Annotated in this window: 14 protein-coding genes; 5 read left to right on the top strand and 9 right to left on the bottom strand. The window is 66.7% G+C overall.

What is annotated here, in order from left to right:
* Window positions 1–34: 34 nt before the first annotated feature.
* The 6 genes from ACMI1Q_RS00540 to ACMI1Q_RS00515 form a co-directional block, all read right to left on the bottom strand.
* Window positions 35–838, bottom strand: coding sequence for a peptidoglycan-binding domain-containing protein (locus ACMI1Q_RS00540; RefSeq protein WP_419502432.1), 804 nt, complete (start codon window positions 836–838; stop codon window positions 35–37).
* A gap of 59 nt (window positions 839–897) precedes the next feature.
* Window positions 898–1485 (bottom strand): stage II sporulation protein R, encoded by a 588-nt coding sequence (locus ACMI1Q_RS00535; protein WP_419502431.1) that lies wholly within the window; start codon window positions 1483–1485, stop codon window positions 898–900.
* A gap of 102 nt (window positions 1486–1587) precedes the next feature.
* Entirely contained in the window at window positions 1588–2472 is an 885-nt protein-coding gene (gene ispE, locus ACMI1Q_RS00530; RefSeq protein WP_419502430.1) for a 4-(cytidine 5'-diphospho)-2-C-methyl-D-erythritol kinase, read from the bottom strand.
* A 12-nt stretch (window positions 2473–2484) separates the two neighbouring features.
* A complete protein-coding gene (locus ACMI1Q_RS00525) occupies window positions 2485–3639 on the bottom strand; it encodes a DUF362 domain-containing protein (protein WP_419502429.1) in 1155 nt (384 codons plus the stop codon).
* Window positions 3632–4813 (bottom strand): aminotransferase class I/II-fold pyridoxal phosphate-dependent enzyme, encoded by a 1182-nt coding sequence (locus ACMI1Q_RS00520; protein WP_419502475.1) that lies wholly within the window; start codon window positions 4811–4813, stop codon window positions 3632–3634. Before ACMI1Q_RS00520 ends, ACMI1Q_RS00525 begins: the two co-directional genes overlap by 8 nt.
* Entirely contained in the window at window positions 4813–5292 is a 480-nt protein-coding gene (locus tag ACMI1Q_RS00515; protein WP_177521195.1) for an Lrp/AsnC family transcriptional regulator, read from the bottom strand. The genes ACMI1Q_RS00520 and ACMI1Q_RS00515 overlap by 1 nt, the downstream gene beginning before the upstream one ends.
* Window positions 5293–5451: 159 nt before the next feature.
* Between ACMI1Q_RS00515 and ACMI1Q_RS00510 the strand changes: the two genes are divergently transcribed.
* The 4 genes from ACMI1Q_RS00510 to ACMI1Q_RS00495 are packed head-to-tail and all read left to right on the top strand — an operon-like array spanning window position 5452 to window position 9044.
* Entirely contained in the window at window positions 5452–5721 is a 270-nt protein-coding gene (locus tag ACMI1Q_RS00510) for an ACT domain-containing protein (protein ID WP_394964873.1), read from the top strand.
* A gap of 22 nt (window positions 5722–5743) precedes the next feature.
* Window positions 5744–7105 (top strand): PFL family protein, encoded by a 1362-nt coding sequence (locus ACMI1Q_RS00505; RefSeq protein WP_419502474.1) that lies wholly within the window; start codon window positions 5744–5746, stop codon window positions 7103–7105.
* Between the two features lie 13 nt (window positions 7106–7118).
* On the top strand, window positions 7119–7514 hold the full coding sequence (locus ACMI1Q_RS00500) for a DUF2752 domain-containing protein (protein ID WP_419502428.1): 396 nt from the start codon (window positions 7119–7121) through the stop codon (window positions 7512–7514).
* Between the two features lie 3 nt (window positions 7515–7517).
* Entirely contained in the window at window positions 7518–9044 is a 1527-nt protein-coding gene (locus ACMI1Q_RS00495) for a DUF4234 domain-containing protein (protein WP_419502427.1), read from the top strand.
* 84 nt (window positions 9045–9128) lie between these two features.
* On the opposite strand, the gene aspS is transcribed toward ACMI1Q_RS00495, so the two are convergent.
* The 3 genes from aspS to ACMI1Q_RS00480 form a co-directional block, all read right to left on the bottom strand.
* Window positions 9129–10913: an aspartate--tRNA ligase gene (gene aspS, locus ACMI1Q_RS00490; protein ID WP_419502426.1), complete on the bottom strand. Its 1785-nt coding sequence runs from the start codon at window positions 10911–10913 to the stop codon at window positions 9129–9131.
* 144 nt (window positions 10914–11057) lie between these two features.
* A complete protein-coding gene (locus tag ACMI1Q_RS00485; protein WP_419502425.1) occupies window positions 11058–11387 on the bottom strand; it encodes a DUF4234 domain-containing protein in 330 nt (109 codons plus the stop codon).
* Window positions 11388–11494: 107 nt separating this feature from the next.
* Window positions 11495–13441 (bottom strand): NAD(+) synthase, encoded by a 1947-nt coding sequence (locus ACMI1Q_RS00480; RefSeq protein ID WP_419502424.1) that lies wholly within the window; start codon window positions 13439–13441, stop codon window positions 11495–11497.
* Between the two features lie 259 nt (window positions 13442–13700).
* On the opposite strand from ACMI1Q_RS00480, the gene ACMI1Q_RS00475 reads away from it, so the two are divergent.
* On the top strand, window positions 13701–15707 hold the full coding sequence (locus tag ACMI1Q_RS00475) for a DUF5107 domain-containing protein (protein ID WP_419502423.1): 2007 nt from the start codon (window positions 13701–13703) through the stop codon (window positions 15705–15707).
* Window positions 15708–15983 lie beyond the last annotated feature (276 nt).

Here is a 15983-nt window from a genome sequence, read left to right as displayed (position 1 = left end):
CCGCCGGTCATTCGACCGGCGGGGCGTTTGCTGTTCAGGCGCGCAGGGTGCCGTTGAAGGCCATCACCAGGGCGCTCCAGGTGGCGGGGCCGACCTTGCCGTCCTCGGTGAGGCGGGCCAGCCGCTGGAAGGAGCGCACCGACGCGGTGGTGGCGCTGCCGAACTGGCCGTCGATGGTCACCTTGGGCACGGTGCCGCCCAGCGCGGACAGATAGCTCTGGACGCAGCGCACCGAATCGCCGGTGCTGCCCTGCTGCAAGAGGCCGGGGTAGCGGGGCAGCACCGGGGTGGGCGCGCCCGCCAGCACCTGGCCGTAGACCTTGGCCAGGGCGGCGAAGGTGTTGCGGCCGAAGGAGCCGTCGATGCTCAGGGCAAACTGACGCTGGAACTGCTTCACCGCCCCGGCGCTGGCGCTGCCGAAGGCCCCGTCCGCGCTGATGGAAGCGATGGCGGTGTAGACCTGGCGGATGCGGATGAGCTTCTGCTGCATGCTCTTGACCACCGCGCCCCTATCGCCCGAGCGGGCGGTGATGCCGCAGAACACCTCCCCCGCGCCGCGGATGTCCGCGAAGGCGGCGTAGAGGGCGTTCCAGGTGGAGGAACCCACCTGCCCGTCGGCGGTGAGGCCCGCCACGGTCTGGAACGCCTTCACCGCGTTCGCGGTGTTGCTGCCGTACTGGCCGTCCACCGTCACCGACGGCACCTGGGGCCAGCGGGTGTGCACCCCGTTCAGCCAGGTCTGCACCTGGGCGCAATCCGGCCCGGAAGAGCCGTTTCTCAAAACTGTGCCGAAATAAGGCGGCATCGCGGTGGTGCCGGCCTGTTCAATGGTTGCCATAAATCGCATCCCTCCTTGCCCCCATTGTATGCCGGGGGGCCGGGAAGGGTGCGCCGCGCTCAGTCCCCCGCTTCGCCGGTGAGGTGCTCCAGCCATTCCAGGGCGGCAAAGCGCACCTCCACCCTGGGCGCTTCCACCAGATCCTGCTGGGCCTCGGTGGGATACACCGCCGCCTCGCCGGCGGCGGGCAGGCACAGGCCGGGATAGAGCACGCAGAACCAGTTCCTGCCCGCGTGGGCCCCCAGCTCCACCCGCAGCGCGTCGTAGACCCCGGCGGGCAGGGTGAAATCCTCGTAACAGGTGGTGTCGAAGTACATCTCGGTGAGGTAGACCCGGGCGGAGAGGCTGCTGCCCTCCTCTTTCAAAGTGCGCTCCACGCAGGCCTGCAGCCGGGGCAGCGACTCCTCGGCGATGCGGCGGGCATCCGCCTCGTCCTTTGCGCCGGCAAAGAGGGCAGCGGCCTCTTCCAGCACTGCGTCCCGCACGGTGAGTTTGAGGGCCTGGTCGGCCTCGGAGTCGGAGTTTGCCTGCACGTGCAGGCGCAGGGTGTTCGCCCGCACCTCGTCGGCCAGGGCGCAGAAGCTGGACATCCAGCAGGTAAGTACCACGGCCAGGAGAAGGCCCAGCCCCGCGCTGAATTCCAGCACCGCCCGGCGGCTGAGGCGAACATGAAAATGAGCAAACAAAAAAACACGTCCTTCCTTTTGGTAACATCTGCCAAAAGTATAGACGTGTTTTTTGCGGTTTATTCAGCCGCGGCGCTTGGGCGCGGGCAGCACCCTCGCGCCGCCCTTGTCGGGGGCGGCCAGATACACCTGGCGGTACTCCTTTGCCAGGGCGGCCCGGGCTGCCTCGGCCCGCTCGGGGTCGTCGAACACCCCGAACACCGCCGCGCCGCTGCCGGTCATCAGCGCCTGCTTCGCGCCGTTTTGGCGCAGCAGCTCCTTGATGTGGGGCGTTTCCTTCGCGCCGCTGCACTCCTCCAGGGCGTTGCCCATGGCGGCGCAGAGGGCGGCGAGGTCCCCGGCACGCACGGCGGCCTCGGCGGCCTCGCCGTCCGGGTGGACGCTGCTGCCCACCTCATCGTAGGCGGCGAAGGCGGCGGGGGTGCTCACCCCCACGCTGGGCATGGCCACCACGAAGCGGCAGTCCGGGCAGGGGGGCAGGGGGCGCAGAAGGTCCCCTTTGCCCTGCACCCGGCAGGTGCCGCCCAAGAGGGCGAAGGGCACGTCCGCCCCGAGGGAGGCCCCGATGGCGCACAGTTCGCTCATGGAAAGGCGCGCGTCGTAGAGGGCGTTGAGGCCCACCAGCACGGCGGCGGCGTCGGCGCTGCCGCCCGCCATGCCCGCCCGCACCGGGGTGACCTTGCGCACCTCCATCTCCACCCCGGCCAGCAGGCCGGTGTAGTGGAAGAAGGCCAGGGCCGCCTTGTATGCGGTGTTTTTTTCGTTTGGGGGCACCCGGCTGCCCGGCAGCCGCAGATGCAGGTCCCGGCTTTTGCGCAGGGTGACCCGCTCATGGAGGGTGATGGCCTGCATGATCATGTCCAGCGCATGGTAGCCGCCGGGCAAAAGGCCCACCACGTCCAGGGTCAGGTTGAGTTTGGCCGGGGCCAGCACGGTGACCTGTTTCATGGCGCGTTCACCTCACAGTTTTTTAAAGAGGAAAAACCGCTTTGTGTCGATGGCCTGCACCGGGCAGACCTCGTGGCAGCAAAAGCAGCGGATGCAGTCTTTGGGCTTGATGTGAGCCTTTTTGTTTTTCAGCTCGATGGTGTGCTGGGGGCAGATCTCGGCGCAGCGGCCGCAGCCGATGCAGCGCGCCGGGGCGATCTTCGGCCGGGGGGCGACCCACTTTTCCACCGCGGGCACCGCCCAGCGCACCGCCCGGGGGGCGGAGTCGGAAAAGTTCATCTTGCGCCAGGAATCCGGCAGGCGGAAGTTTTCCACCGGGGCGAACAGCGCCGTCTCCCCCGCCGCCAGGGCCGGGTCGAAGGCCGCGGGGCAGAGCCCGCGCCGCCCCGCCGCGGCAAGGTAGGGCACGCTTTCCGGCGCAAGGCCCAGCATCCGGCAGAGGGCCAGGTCCATGGACAGCATATCCTCCGCCGCCGCCAGAAAGCCCAGGGGCCGGGGGCTGCCGCCGCTGGGCCCGTTGCCCTCGTGGCCCACCACGCCGTCCAGCACCGCGAAGGAGGGCTTCACGGTGAGCAGCAAATCGATGAGCATATCGCCGAAGTCCTCTTTTTTGGGGCAGCGCATGTGCCACTCGGCCTTCTGCAGGCCGGGGATGCAGCCGAAGAGGTTCTTGGTGGCCGCCGACAGGCCGGTCATCATGTGGGTCTTGCACTTGGGCAGGTCGATGATAACGTCCGCCGCCAGCACCGGCTCCAGCAGGGTGAAGCGGCGCTTTGCGCCCTCGGCTTTGGGGGCCTCGCCGCTGGCGGTGCCGGTGTAAAGCTGCACGCCCTCCTCGGCGCAGACGGCGGCGATGCCGCTGGACTTCCAGGCGGCTTTCACAAGGCCGGAGGCGTGGGGCCCGCCGGGGGAATCGGCCACGGTGATGTCGGCCGCGGCCACGCCCCGGCGCTTTGCGGCGCGGATGACCGCCTTCACCACCGCCGGGTGGGTGGTCACCGCCTTTTCGGGGGCGGTGCCGGAGAGGAGGTTGGGTTTCAGCAGCACCTTTTTGCCCGGGGCCAGCAGGACGGCAGCGGGCAGCTGCCGAAAGAGCCCTTCCACCGCGTCGTCCACCGCGCTTTGGGAATAGCTTGGCGCGGCGGCAAAGAACACCCGTTCATCCATGGACGCCCAGTTCCTCCAAGAAGCGCTCGATGCGGCCCAGGGCCTCGGTGAGGTGGGCCACCGAATAGGCGTAGCTCACCCGCACATAGCCCTCGCCGGAATCGCCGAAGGCGGTGCCGGGCACCACAGCCACCTTCTGGCTGTAGAGCAGCTTTTCGCAGAAGTCGGCGCTGGAAAGGCCGGTGCGCTGGATGCTGGGGAACACATAGAACGCGCCCTTGGGCTCGAAGCAGTCCATGCCCATGTCGTTGAAGCGCTTGACCAGAAGCCGGCGGCGCACGTCGTATTCCCGGCGCATGCGCTCAATTTCGTCGTCGCACTCCCGCATGGCCACCACCGCGGCGTACTGGCTGGTGGTGGGCGCGCACATGATGCAGTTCTGGTGCAGCTTGGTCATAATTTTCATCACCGGGGCGGGGCCGCAGGCGTAGCCCAGGCGCCAGCCGGTCATGGCAAAGGCCTTGGAGAAGCCGTTCACCACGATGGTGCGCTCGGCCATGCCCGGCAGGCTGGCGATGCTCACGTGGCGCTCGGTGCCGTAGTTCAGCTCGGCGTAGATCTCATCCGACAGCACCATGATGTCGGTGCCCCGCAGCACCTGGGCAATGGCCTCCAGATGCTCCTTTTCCATCACCGCGCCGGTGGGGTTGCAGGGGAAGGGCAGCACCAGCAGTTTGGTCTTGGGGGTGATGGCGGCCTTCAGCTCCTCGGCGGTGAGGCGGAACTCGTTCTCCGCCTTCAGGGGCACCGGCACCGGCACGCCGCCGGTGAGGGTGGTGATGGGCTGGTAGCACACAAAGCAGGGCTCGGGGATGATGACCTCGTCGCCCGGGGCCACCAGACTGCGGATGGCCATGTCGATGGCCTCGCTGCCGCCCACGGTGACCAATATCTCGTGCAGGGGGTCGGCGTATTCCAGGCCGAAGCGCCGCTTCATGTAGGCGGCAATCTCATAGCGAAGCTCTTTCAGGCCGGCGTTGGCGGTGTAGCTGGTGCGCCCCTTTTCCAGGCTGCGGATGCCCGCGTCCCGGATGCGCCAGGGGGTCTTGAAGTCCGGCTCGCCCACGCCCAGGCTGATGCAGCCCTCCATCTCGGCGGCCAGGTCGAAAAATTTGCGGATGCCGCTGGGGCGCATGGCCGCCGCGGCAGGCGCGATCACCTTGTCATAGTTCATCACAGCGTGGCCCACTCCCTCTCGTCGGTTTCCTCGTCCGCGTAGAGCACGCCGTCCTTTTTATAGGTGCGCAGCACGAAGTGGGTGGCGGTGGACAGCACGTCGTCCATGGGGGCCAGGCGCTTGGCCACGAAGAGGGCGATCTCCTGGAAGCTGTGGCCGGTGAGGATGAGCTGCAGGTCGTAGCCGCCGCTCATCAGCAGCACGCTCTGCACCTCGTCGAAGCAGGCGATGGCGGAGGCGATCTCGTCAAAGCCGTGGCTCTTCTTGGGACGCACCCGCAGCTCGATGACCGCCTTGACCCGGTCGGCGTTCAGCTTTTCCCAGTCCACCAGGGCCTTGTAGCCGCGGATGACGCCAGTCTTGGTGTATTCGTCCATCTTTGCGGCCACCTCTTCCGGCGTGGAGGAGAGCATGGCAGCCAGGTCCTCCACCGACAGGCGGGCGTTTTCTTCCAGCAGTTGCAGCAAGCGTTCCATATTCACTACCTCGGTTCCTTGATGTGATTGCGGTTTGTTCTTAATTATAAAAAAAATCATGCGCAAAGTAAACAAAAAGAGTGCAAAATCTGATATAATGAGCCTAACCTGTGCGGCGCGTTTTTTTCACGCCCGGGGTGGAAAGCGAGGAAAAGCATTATGAGAGCTGTTATCACCGTGGTAGGCCGGGACACCGTGGGCGTTGTGGCCCGGGTCAGCCAGGTCTGCGCCGAACTGAACATCAACATCGAGGACGTGACCCAGAGCATCATGCAGGAGATGTTTTGCATGATCATGCTGGTGAATCTGGAAAAGTGCACCGCGCCCATGGAGACCGTGCGCGCCGCGCTGGGCAAGGTGGCCGCCGCCATGAACATGGAGCTGCACCTCACCCGCGAAGAAGTGTTCGACGCGATGCACCACATTTGAGCGGGAGGCGGTTTCAATGAGCATGATCAACACCCGCGACATCATGGAGACCATCAACATGATCTCCGGCGAGAACCTGGACGTGCGCACCGTGACCATGGGCATCAGCCTGCTGGACTGTGCCGACCCCGACCCCAAGCGCGCCTGCGAGAAGATCTATAACAAGATCACCACCCGCGCCGCGCGGCTGGTGCCGGTGGCGGAAAAGATCAGCAGCGACTACGGCATCCCCATCATCAACAAGCGCATCAGCGTGACCCCCATCGCCATGCTGCTGGCCTCGGCCCCGGACGCCGACCCGGTGGACTACGCCAAGGCCCTGGACAAGGCGGCCAAGGCGGTGGGCGTGAACTTCATCGGCGGCTTCGGCGCGCTGGTGCACAAGGGCTTTTCCGCCGGGGACGAGCGGCTCATCGAGGCCATTCCCCGGGCGCTGGCCGAGACCGACATCGTTTGCAGCAGCGTGAACATCGGCTCCACCAAGACCGGCCTCAACATGGACGCGGTGAAGATGATGGGCCAGGTGGTGCGCAAGGCCGCCGAGGCCACCGCCGAAAACCAGTGCATGGGCGCGGCCAAGCTGGTGGTGTTCTGCAACGCGCCGGAGGACAACCCCTTCATGGCGGGCGCCTTCCACGGCGTGGGCGAGCCGGACTGCGTGGTGCACGTGGGCGTTTCCGGCCCGGGCGCGGTGCGCGCGGCGCTGGCAAAGCTGCCCAAGGACGCGCCTCTGGACCAGGTGGCGGAGCTCATCAAGCGCACCGCCTTCAAGATCACCCGCATGGGCCAGCTGGTGGGCAATCTGGCCGCCAAGGAGCTGGGCGTGCCCTTCGGCATCGTGGACCTGAGCCTTGCCCCCACCCCCGCCATCGGCGACAGCGTGGCCAACATTCTGGAAGAGATGGGCCTGGAGAGCTGCGGCCAGTGCGGCACCACCGCCGCCCTCGCCCTTCTGAACGACGCGGTGAAGAAGGGCGGCGTGATGGCCTCCAACCATGTGGGCGGCCTTTCGGGCGCTTTCATCCCCGTGAGCGAGGATGACGGCATGATCCAGGCCGTGCGCCGGGGCAGCCTGTGCATGGAGAAGCTGGAAGCCATGACCGCCGTTTGCAGCGTGGGCATCGACATGGTGGTCATCCCCGGCGACACCCCCGCTGAGGTCATCAGCGCCCTCATCGCCGACGAGGCGGCCATCGGCATGGTGAACAGCAAGACCACCGCCGTGCGGGTCATCCCCGCCATCGGGCGCAGCGCCGGCGAAGAGCTGGACTTCGGCGGCCTTCTGGGCTATGCGCCCATCATGCCCATCAGCAAATACAGCCCCAAGGTGTTCATCGACCGGGGCGGCCGCATCCCCGCCCCCATGCAGGCGCTGAAGAACTGACCGGGACGGCGGCATGAAAAAACAGGACTTGGCCGCCCTGGCCGCCGTGGCGGCGCTTTACGCGGCGCTGCACTTTGCGGGCTTCGGCTGCCCCATCAAAGCCGTCACCGGCGTTTCCTGCGCCGGGTGCGGCATGACCCGCGCCTGGCTGGCGGCGCTGGCCGGCGACTGGGCCGAGGCCTTTTTCTACCACCCCCTGTTCTGGATGGTGCCGCCGGCAGTGCTGGTGTTTTTTCTGCGCAAGAGCCTGCCCCGCCGCCTTGTCACCGTTCTAGCCTGGGCGGCAGGCATTGCCTTTGTGGCGGTGTATATCCTGCGGCTGGCGGACCCGGAGGACACTGTGGTGGTGTTTGCCCCCGAAACGGGGCTTTTGAATCGTATCCTGCGGCTTTTGCCGTTTAGAAAGTGAGGAATGACCATGTTTTGCAAGCAATGCGGAAAAGAGATCCCCGAAAACAGCAATTTCTGCATCTATTGCGGCGCGTCTCAGGCTGCTGCGGAGCCCGCAGGCGAGACGGTGATCGAACCTGTTCCCCAGGCGGGGGAGCCCGCTGCCCAGCCGGAGCTGGTGGTGGAGCCGGGCCCGGCTCCCGAAGCCCCGCCCGCCCCGGAACTGGTGTTTGACCTGCCGGTGCCGGAGGCCGCCCCCGCCCCCAAGGCGCAGGAGCCGGAACCCATGCCCCTGCCCGACCCGGTGCCGGAGCCTGCCCCCATGCCTCTGCCCGACCCGGTGGCTGAGCCCGCGCCCAAAGCGGATGAGCCCGCGCCCATGCCCCTGCCCGAGCCTGTTCCCGGCCCCACCACCGGCGGCCCTGCCGGCGGTCCGCCGCCCGTTCCCCCCACCCCGGCCCAGCCTGCCGGGGCGGCAAACGCAAGCGGCGGCGTGAGCTATGACCTGCTGCTGAAGATCTTTGCCACTGTGTGCGCTGTTGTGACCGGCGTCAACGCGCTGAAGCAGATCCCCGAGCTCTTCTCCTTGATCTTCGATCTGAAGATGCTCATCTTCTATCAGTCCGTTGTTTCCGTTCTGTACATCCCCGCGACGCTGATCGCCTTTGCGGGCTATCTCGTCATGGCGCTCGTTCTTTTGCTGCTGGCCTTCCGCCGCACGAAAGAGAACACCGACGCTCTGGTCTTCGGGCTTTCTGCCGGCGCCATCCTTGTGCTGGGTTCTTACATCCTCAGCTTTGTGGTCACGCAGATCTCGCTGCTCATCAGCCACTGGTACTACATCGACGTGGTTCCCTCCCTGTGGGGTCTGGTCCGCCTCGTCTTCTGGCTGGCCGTCTGCCTGGGCGGTGTGTGGGGCTTCCTGTATCTGATGAAAGCCGCCCCCTCCTTTGAGCATCTGATGGAAGACCCCGCCGGCAAGTTCGCCATCCTGATGGACGCCCTGCAGAAGGGCGCGGGCGATGTGCAGCAGCAGGCCGGCGCGGCCGCCGCTTCCGCCAAGAGCGCCTACGACGCCCATCAGGCGCAGCAGGCCCAGGCGGCCCAGCAGGCACAGGCCCAGGCTCAGGCGGCCGGCTATCCCACCGCCACCCGCATCCCCACCAACCGCAGCCTCATCGCCTACATCCTGCTGAGCATCATCACCTGCGGCATCTACAGCTACTACTTCATCTACTCCATCGCCCGTGATGTGAACACCATGTGCCGCGAGGACGGCGAAAAGACCGGCGGCCTGCTGGCCTTCATCCTGCTGAGCTTTGTCACCTGCGGCTTCTACGGCCTGTACTGGGAGTACAAGCTGGGCAACCGTCTGGCGGCCAACGCCCCCCGTTACGGCATCACCTTCCAGGAGAACGGCACCAGCGTGCTGCTGTGGTATCTGGTTGGCATTCTGCTGTGCGGCATCGGCCCCTGGGTGGCCATGCACATCCTCATCAAGAACACCAACGCCCTGGCGGCTGCCTACAACGCCCGCAACGGCCTGTAAGAAAAGCAGCCCTTGCGCGTTCGTGTGAACAAACAGAAAAACGCCCCCGCGGCCAAAGGCCGCGGGGGCGTTCCCTTTTGTTCTTTACTCTTCGGCGCCGGTGCACTCGATGCACAGATCGCGCAGCTGCTTTTCGTCCACGGTGTCGGGCGCGCCGCTCATCAGCTCGCTGGCGTTCTGCACCTTGGGGAAGGCGATGACGTCGCGGATGGAGTCGCGGCCCAGCATCAGCATCACCAGACGGTCCAGGCCGATGGCCCAGCCGCCGTGGGGAGGCGCACCGTAGCGGTAGGCGTCCATCAGGAAGCCGAAGTTCTCACGGGCGCGCTCCTCGGTGAAGCCCAGGGCCCGGAACATGCGGGCCTGCAGCTCGGGGTCGTTGATACGGATGGAACCGCCGCCCAGCTCCACGCCGTTGAGCACCACGTCGTAGGCGTTGGCGTAGCAGGCGCCGGGGTCGGACTCCACCTTGTCCATGGAGTCCTCGGTGGGCATGGTGAAGGGATGGTGCATGGCCATGAAGCGGCCCTCCTCCTCGCTGTACTCGAACAGCGGGAAGCGCACCACCCACAGGAAGTTGAACTTGGCGGGGTCGATGAGCTCGCAGCGGCGGCCCACCTCCAGACGCACCTGGCCCAGAGCCGTGCAGGCGCGGGTGGAGTTCTCGTCGCTCACCACCAGCAGCACGTCGCCGGTCTCGGCGCCCGCGGCTTTGCGCAGGGCGGCCTTCTCCTCTTCGGTGAGGAACTTCTCAAAGCTGGAGGTCTCGCCCTCCTCGGTGAGGCGGGTGTAGGCAAGGCCCTTCACGCCGTAGGTCTTGGCCACGTCCACCAGCTTGTCGATGGTCTTGCGGGTCAGCTGATGGGCCAGGCCCTTGCAGTTGATGAGGCGCACACTGCCGCCGCCGGCGATGGCGTTCTTGAAGGGGGCGAACTCGGTGGAGCGCACCGCGTCGGTCACGTCCTGCAGCTCCAGGCCGAAGCGGGTGTCCGGCTTGTCGGAGCCGAAGCGGGCCATGGCCTCGTCCCAGGAAAGGCGCTCGAAGTGCTCGGACAGGTCGATGTCCAGCACTTCTTTCCACAGCTCCTTCAGAAGGCCCTCGCAGATGGCCATCACGTCTTCCTCAGAGACGAAGCTCATCTCCAGGTCGATCTGGGTGAACTCGGGCTGGCGGTCGGCGCGCAGATCCTCGTCGCGGAAGCAGCGGGCGATCTGGAAGTAGCGGTCAAAGCCGGAGAGCATCAGGATCTGCTTGTAGATCTGAGGCGACTGGGGCAGGGCGTAGAAGTGGCCCGGCTGCACCCGGCTGGGCACCAGATAGTCGCGGGCGCCCTCGGGGGTGGACTTCATCAGCATCGGGGTCTCGATCTCGCAGAAGTGGTTGTCGCACAGGAAGTTGCGGGTGACCTGGCAGATCTTGCTGCGCAGCACCAGCGGCTCGTGCATGGAGGGGCGGCGCAGGTCGAGATAGCGGTATTTCAGGCGCAGCTCGTCCTTCACCTTCACCTCGTCCCGGATCTCGAAGGGCGTGGTCTCGGCGGCGCTGAGCACCCGCAGCTCGCTGACATACAGCTCCACATCGCCGGTGGCGATCTTGTCGGTCTTGGCGTCCCGCTCGCGCAGGGTGCCTTTGGCGATGATCACATACTCGCTTTTCAGGCTGCCGGCCTTTTCGAACACGGCCCGGTCGGTGCCGTCGTCAAACACCAGCTGCAGAATGCCGCTGGTGTCCCGCAGGTCCACGAAGATGATGCCGCCCTTGTCGCGGCACTTGGCCACCGAACCGGCCACCACCATCTCCTGCCCGGCATCCGCCAGGCGCACTTCGCCGCAATATCGGGTGCGGCGCAGGTTGCCCATGGTCTCCATTTTTGGTTCCTCTTTTCCGCGCCGGGCAAAAGGCCCGGCGAACAGTCTTTTTACATCAGTTCATTATACTTGCTTTTTCCGCCGAATACAAGGAAAAGGCGCAAAAAAGGCCGCCCCCCGCCGGGGACGGCCTTTTTTCACGGTTTACTGCTGGGTGGGATAGGCGCGGTTGATGGAATCCTGCATGATGCACCAGTTGACGATGCTCAGGCCGATGATGGACAGCACCAGATACAGCACGCTGTTGTCAGGCGCGCCGATGGCCGTGAAGGCCTTGCCCATCTTGTAGTTCCAGTAGTAGCCGAAGACGCCGCAGGTGACCACCGTCAGCACCACCACCAGCACGCCGTCCAACTGCCACTCGCCCGGGTTGACAGTGCGCGCAGCCTCGTTGAGGGTGTACAGCCAGTACAGCCCGTAAATGCCGCAAGTTATGATGCTGAGGATGACGCAGAGCACAATGTTCTTGTTCATGATTTCCTTCCTCCCTCTGAGAAGATGTTAGAGGAATCATACCATAATGATGGGCACACCGCAATAGAAAATGTGAAATTTTACCTTACTCTGTCAAAAACTATACATCACTCAAACTCCAGGAATTCCGCGGCCTCGGCGTCGCTGGGCATGCGCCAGTCGCCCCGGGGCGAGAGGCTCACCGAGCCCACCTTGGGGCCGTCCGGCAGGCAGCTGCGCTTGAACTGCTGGGTGAAGAAGCGGCGGTAGAAGGTCTTGAGGGTGGCGCGCACCGTCTGGCGGCTCACCTCGGGGTAGGCGATGCAGGCCATCTCCAGGATGCGCTGGGGGGAATAGCCGCCCCGCAGCATGTGGTAGAGGGCGAAGTCGTGCAGGTCGTATTTGCCCAGGGTCTCCTCGGTCTTCTGCACCAGTGCGCCGTCCTGCCCCACCGGCAGCAGCTCCGGGCTGATGGGGGTGTCCAGGATGTCCAGCAGCACCCGGGTGATGCGGGGGTGCTCGTCGCACATGCGGCGGGCGTGCCAGGCCACCATGGCCTTGACCAGCGTTTTGGGGATGGAGGCGTTCACACCGTACATGCTCATGTGGTCGCCGTTGTAGGTGCACCAGCCCAGGGCCAGCTCGGACAGATCGCCGGTGCCCACCACGATGCCCCCCTCCTGATTGGCCAGGTCCATCAAAATCTGGGTGCGCTCCCGGGCCTGGGCGTTCTCGAAAGTGGTGTCGTAGAGGTCGGCGGAGTGGCCGATGTCCTTGAGGTGGCCCTCCAGAGCGTTCTTGATGGGCACCTCCCGGTATTCCGCGCCGGTGAGCTGCGCCAGCGCCGCGGCGTTGCCGAAGGTGCGCTGGGTGGTGCCCACGCAGGGCATGCTCACCGCCAGCACGTCGGCGGCGGGGCGGCCCAGGCTTTCCATGGCCTGCAGCGCCGCCAGGAAGGCGAGGGTGCTGTCCAGCCCGCCGGACAGGCCGATGACCGCCCGCTTCGCGCCGCTGGCGGCCAGCCGCCGGGCAAGGCCGGTGGCCTGGATGCGGGCAATTTCCGCGCAGCGGCCGTCCAGCTTTTCCGGCTCGTCCGGCACGAAGGGCAGCCGCTCCACCGGCCGCTGGGCCAGCAGGCGGCCCTGGGCGGCCGGGTCGATGAGGTCCGCCGCCAGCCGCACGGTGCGCCAGGGCGCGGGGCGGATGCTCTCCATATAAGAGCCGTGGCGCAGCCGGTCGGTGCGCACCCGCTCCACGTCCACCACCGCCCGGATGACGCTGCCGGGGGCGGGATAAAGCTGCTCGGCCAGCAGGCGGCCGTTCTCGCAGATCATGCCGTGGCCGCTGAACACAAGGTCGGTGGTGCTCTCGGTGTCGCCCGCGCCGGCGTAGACATAGACGCAGTCGCACCGGGCGGACTGGCCCTTCACCAGCTGGCGGCGGTAGTCGCTTTTGGTCACCGTCTCGTTGCTGGCGGAGGGGTTCAGGATGACGTCCGCCCCGGCAAGGCAGGCGAAGCCGCTGGGGGGCACCGGGGCCCACAGGTCCTCGCAGATCTCGGCGGCCAGCACCACCGCGCCGGTGCGGTCGGCCACCAGCAGGTCCTCGCCGAAGGGCACCTGGATGCACTCGCCGTTTTCCAGCGGCCAGAGCACATGGTCGGACAGGCGGGCCGAGGCGGGGGCGAACCACCGCTTTTCGTAAAATTCGCCGTAGTTGGGCAGGCAGCTCTTGGGCACCACGGCCACCGGCACGCCGCCGTGCAGCAGCACCAGGCAGTTGAAGAGCTGGTTGTCGGCGGGCACCGGCGCGCCCACGGCCAGAAGGCCTTTCACGCCCTTGTCCCAGGCCTCTTTCGCCAGCCAGTTCAGCCACCGGCGGGAAGCCTCCAGCAGGCGGGTCTGACCGAAGAGGTCGGCGCAGGTGTAGCCGGTGATGGCCAGCTCCGGGAACAGAATGACCGAAGCGTCGGCGTTTTCCACCGCCAGGGCCAGCATCTCCCGGGCGTTGGCTTCCGGGGCGGCGATGTGCACCCGGGGCGCGGCGGCGGCCACGGTAAGCAGTTGTGAAGTCATGGGTCCTCCCCCTTGGTCTCGCCTGCGCGGGCAGGCGCTTTTGTTTGTTTTGCACTATTATAACACATCCTCTTCGGTCACAACACCCACCCGGCAAAAAAGGGCGGCGCGGCGCTGCCGATAGGACAAAAAAGGCGAACGAAAAGCCGAATGTCTCCCCCTTGTCCGCCCCGCCGGGGCGGGGGTATAATGGGGTCACAAAGCACCCCCCGGGTGCAAATTTCGGAGCGAATTCTTCAACAAAAGGAGCATCGGCATCATGCGTCTTTCTGCCAGCCAGCTGACCCTGCCGGGCGCGCTGCCCGGCCCCCAGGACCCCCAGCCCTTCTTCCGCGTGCCGGTCCAGGACCTCGAGGTGCCGCAGAACGGCACCTTCCGCCCGGAGGACCTGGAAGGTTACGGCGTGGGGTGCGGCGCGCGCACCCTCCCCTACCGCATGCAGGACCGTTACACCCGCAGCGACGAGCCGGTGAGCCTGCCCACCCTGGTGCTGGAAAACGAGCACCTGAAGGCCACCCTTCTGCCCACCATGGGCGGGCGGCTGTGGTCGCTGTTTGACAAGGACGAAGGCCGGGAACTGCTGTTTGAAAACCCCGCCCTGCGCATCGCGAACCTGGCCATCCGCAACGCCTGGTTCTCCGGCGGCGTGGAGTGGAACCTGGGCCACACCGGCCACCATGTGTTCACCTGCTCGCCCCTTTACTGCTGCAAGGTGAAGGAGCCGGACGGCGGCGAATTTTTGCGGATGTACCAGTACGAGGCCATCCAGCGGCAGGTCTACCAGCTGGACTTCCACCTGCCCGACGGCGCAAAGCAGCTGGCGGTGCACGTGCGCATCGAGAACACGCTGGACAAAGCCTCTCCCCTTTACTGGTGGACCAACACCGCCGTGCCCCTGACCGAGCACACCCGCGTGTTCAGCGCTTCGGGCCAGGTGCTGCACCAGCTGCAGATGACCGAATACGGCGTGAACCCCGGCTTTGGCCGGTGCGAGATGCCCTGCCCGCCCACCATGCACGGGGCGGATGCCAGCTACCCCTGGCGCATCCCCTTCTCCACCGAGTACTTCTTCCAGAACGAGCGCACCGAGCCGGCCCCCTGGGAGGTAGCCGCCGAGGAGGACGGGCGCGGCTTCTTTGAGCGCAGCACCCAGCCCCTCTACGCCCGCAAGATGTTCTGCTGGGGCAATTTGCAGGGCGGGCGGCACTGGTGCGATTATCTCTCCAAACCCGGCCAGGGCGACTACATCGAGGTGCAGGCGGGCCTTGCCCCCACCCAGCTGCACACCGCCGTCATCGGCCCCAAGGCCGTGGTGTCCTTCACCCAGATCTTCGGCGCCTTCGCCGCCCCCGCTGCCGAGGTGGCGGGCGAGTGGCACGACGCCCAGAACAGCGTGGCCCGGAAGGTGGAAGCCCTGCTGCCCGCCGCCGAGGTGGCGGCCATCGACGCCGCCTGCGCCGCGGCGGCCACCCTGCCCGGCGGGGCCCTGCTCTTCGCCGGCGACGAGCGGGGCGGTCTGGAGCGGATGCGCCGCGCCGCCGCGGGCGAAGGGGACTTCGCGCCCCATCTGGCCTTCCCTGCCCCCACGCCGGAGAGCGCCCTCTGGCCCTGGGCGGAGGTGCTGGGCGGCGGCATGCTGCCCGACGCGGCCCTGCCCGCCGCCTACATGACCGCCCCCGAGTGGCTGGGCATTCTGGAGCGCACCGCGAACCGCCCCGACGCCACCGCCGACGCCCGCTTCCAGTGGGCCGTGGCGCTGGTGGAGAACGGCCGGGAGGCCGAGGCCGTGCCGGTGCTGGAGGCTCTGGCCGCCGGCGGCAGCGCCTTTGCCGCCGCCGCCCTGGGCAAGCTGGCCGCCCGCCGAAACGACTGGGCCACCGCCGCGGACTGGTTCGTGGCCGCCCACCGGCTGGAGGGCGACAAGCTGGACGAGAGCTTTGCCGAGCTGGCGCTGGAGGGCCTTGTGCGCGCGGGCCGCTTTGCCGAGGGCTGGGCCCTGTGGCAGGCGCTGCCGGCCCACCGCCGCACCCAGAGCGCCCGCCTCATCGCCGCCGAAGCCGCGGTGAAGCTGGGCAAGCTGGACTTCGTGGACGAGTGCTTCAAGGTGGACTACGCCATGATCCGGGAGGGCGCGCTGGGCCTTGCCAATGTGTGGTTCGAGGCCGAAGCCCGCAAGAAGGCCGCCGCCGAGAACCGCGCCTTCACCGAGGCGGACATCGACCGCACCCTGCCCCTGCCCTGGGAACTGGACTACCGCATGTTCTGAATATAAAGCCAAAAGCCGCCCCGGCGTTTTAAGCCGGGGTGCCGTAAGAAAACGACGCCGGGAAGCAGGCGCTTTTGCGGTATCGCGGCGTCAAAGCGCCTTGACAACCACCAAGGGTGCCTGCGGCGCTTTTCCTTGCGCTCCCATCAAAATCGCCCGCTTCCTGGTGCTGTGCAGTCCGGGTCCGCGAAGCGGCCAAGGCCCCGGTGGGGCCTTGGACCGGCTGGGCGGTCTGCAAAGCAGAGCGGGCGCATCTTTGTTGCGCCCGCAGCCCAC

Source organism: Candidatus Allofournierella excrementavium, from assembly GCF_048526665.1.
GTDB classification, from domain to species: Bacteria; Bacillota; Clostridia; order Oscillospirales; family Ruminococcaceae; genus Allofournierella_A; species Allofournierella_A excrementavium.
The sequence above is the reverse complement of the archived record's forward strand: the minus strand, read 5'-3'. Positions and strand labels throughout refer to the sequence as shown.

What these genes read in the sequence shown, in the direction of transcription:
- ispE (WP_419502430.1), bottom strand. Translation starts at nt 2,472, where the DNA reads ATGAAACAGGTCACCGTGCTGGCCCCGGCCAAACTCAACCTGACCCTG.
- ACMI1Q_RS00475 (WP_419502423.1), top strand. Translation starts at nt 13,701, where the DNA reads ATGCGTCTTTCTGCCAGCCAGCTGACCCTGCCGGGCGCGCTGCCCGGC.
- ACMI1Q_RS00540 (WP_419502432.1), bottom strand. Translation starts at nt 838, where the DNA reads ATGGCAACCATTGAACAGGCCGGCACCACCGCGATGCCGCCTTATTTC.
- ACMI1Q_RS00495 (WP_419502427.1), top strand. Translation starts at nt 7,518, where the DNA reads ATGACCATGTTTTGCAAGCAATGCGGAAAAGAGATCCCCGAAAACAGC.
- ACMI1Q_RS00505 (WP_419502474.1), top strand. Translation starts at nt 5,744, where the DNA reads ATGATCAACACCCGCGACATCATGGAGACCATCAACATGATCTCCGGC.
- ACMI1Q_RS00515 (WP_177521195.1), bottom strand. Translation starts at nt 5,292, where the DNA reads ATGGAACGCTTGCTGCAACTGCTGGAAGAAAACGCCCGCCTGTCGGTG.
- ACMI1Q_RS00510 (WP_394964873.1), top strand. Translation starts at nt 5,452, where the DNA reads ATGAGAGCTGTTATCACCGTGGTAGGCCGGGACACCGTGGGCGTTGTG.
- ACMI1Q_RS00525 (WP_419502429.1), bottom strand. Translation starts at nt 3,639, where the DNA reads ATGGATGAACGGGTGTTCTTTGCCGCCGCGCCAAGCTATTCCCAAAGC.
- ACMI1Q_RS00520 (WP_419502475.1), bottom strand. Translation starts at nt 4,813, where the DNA reads ATGAACTATGACAAGGTGATCGCGCCTGCCGCGGCGGCCATGCGCCCC.
- aspS (WP_419502426.1), bottom strand. Translation starts at nt 10,913, where the DNA reads ATGGAGACCATGGGCAACCTGCGCCGCACCCGATATTGCGGCGAAGTG.
- ACMI1Q_RS00480 (WP_419502424.1), bottom strand. Translation starts at nt 13,441, where the DNA reads ATGACTTCACAACTGCTTACCGTGGCCGCCGCCGCGCCCCGGGTGCAC.
- ACMI1Q_RS00500 (WP_419502428.1), top strand. Translation starts at nt 7,119, where the DNA reads ATGAAAAAACAGGACTTGGCCGCCCTGGCCGCCGTGGCGGCGCTTTAC.
- ACMI1Q_RS00485 (WP_419502425.1), bottom strand. Translation starts at nt 11,387, where the DNA reads ATGAACAAGAACATTGTGCTCTGCGTCATCCTCAGCATCATAACTTGC.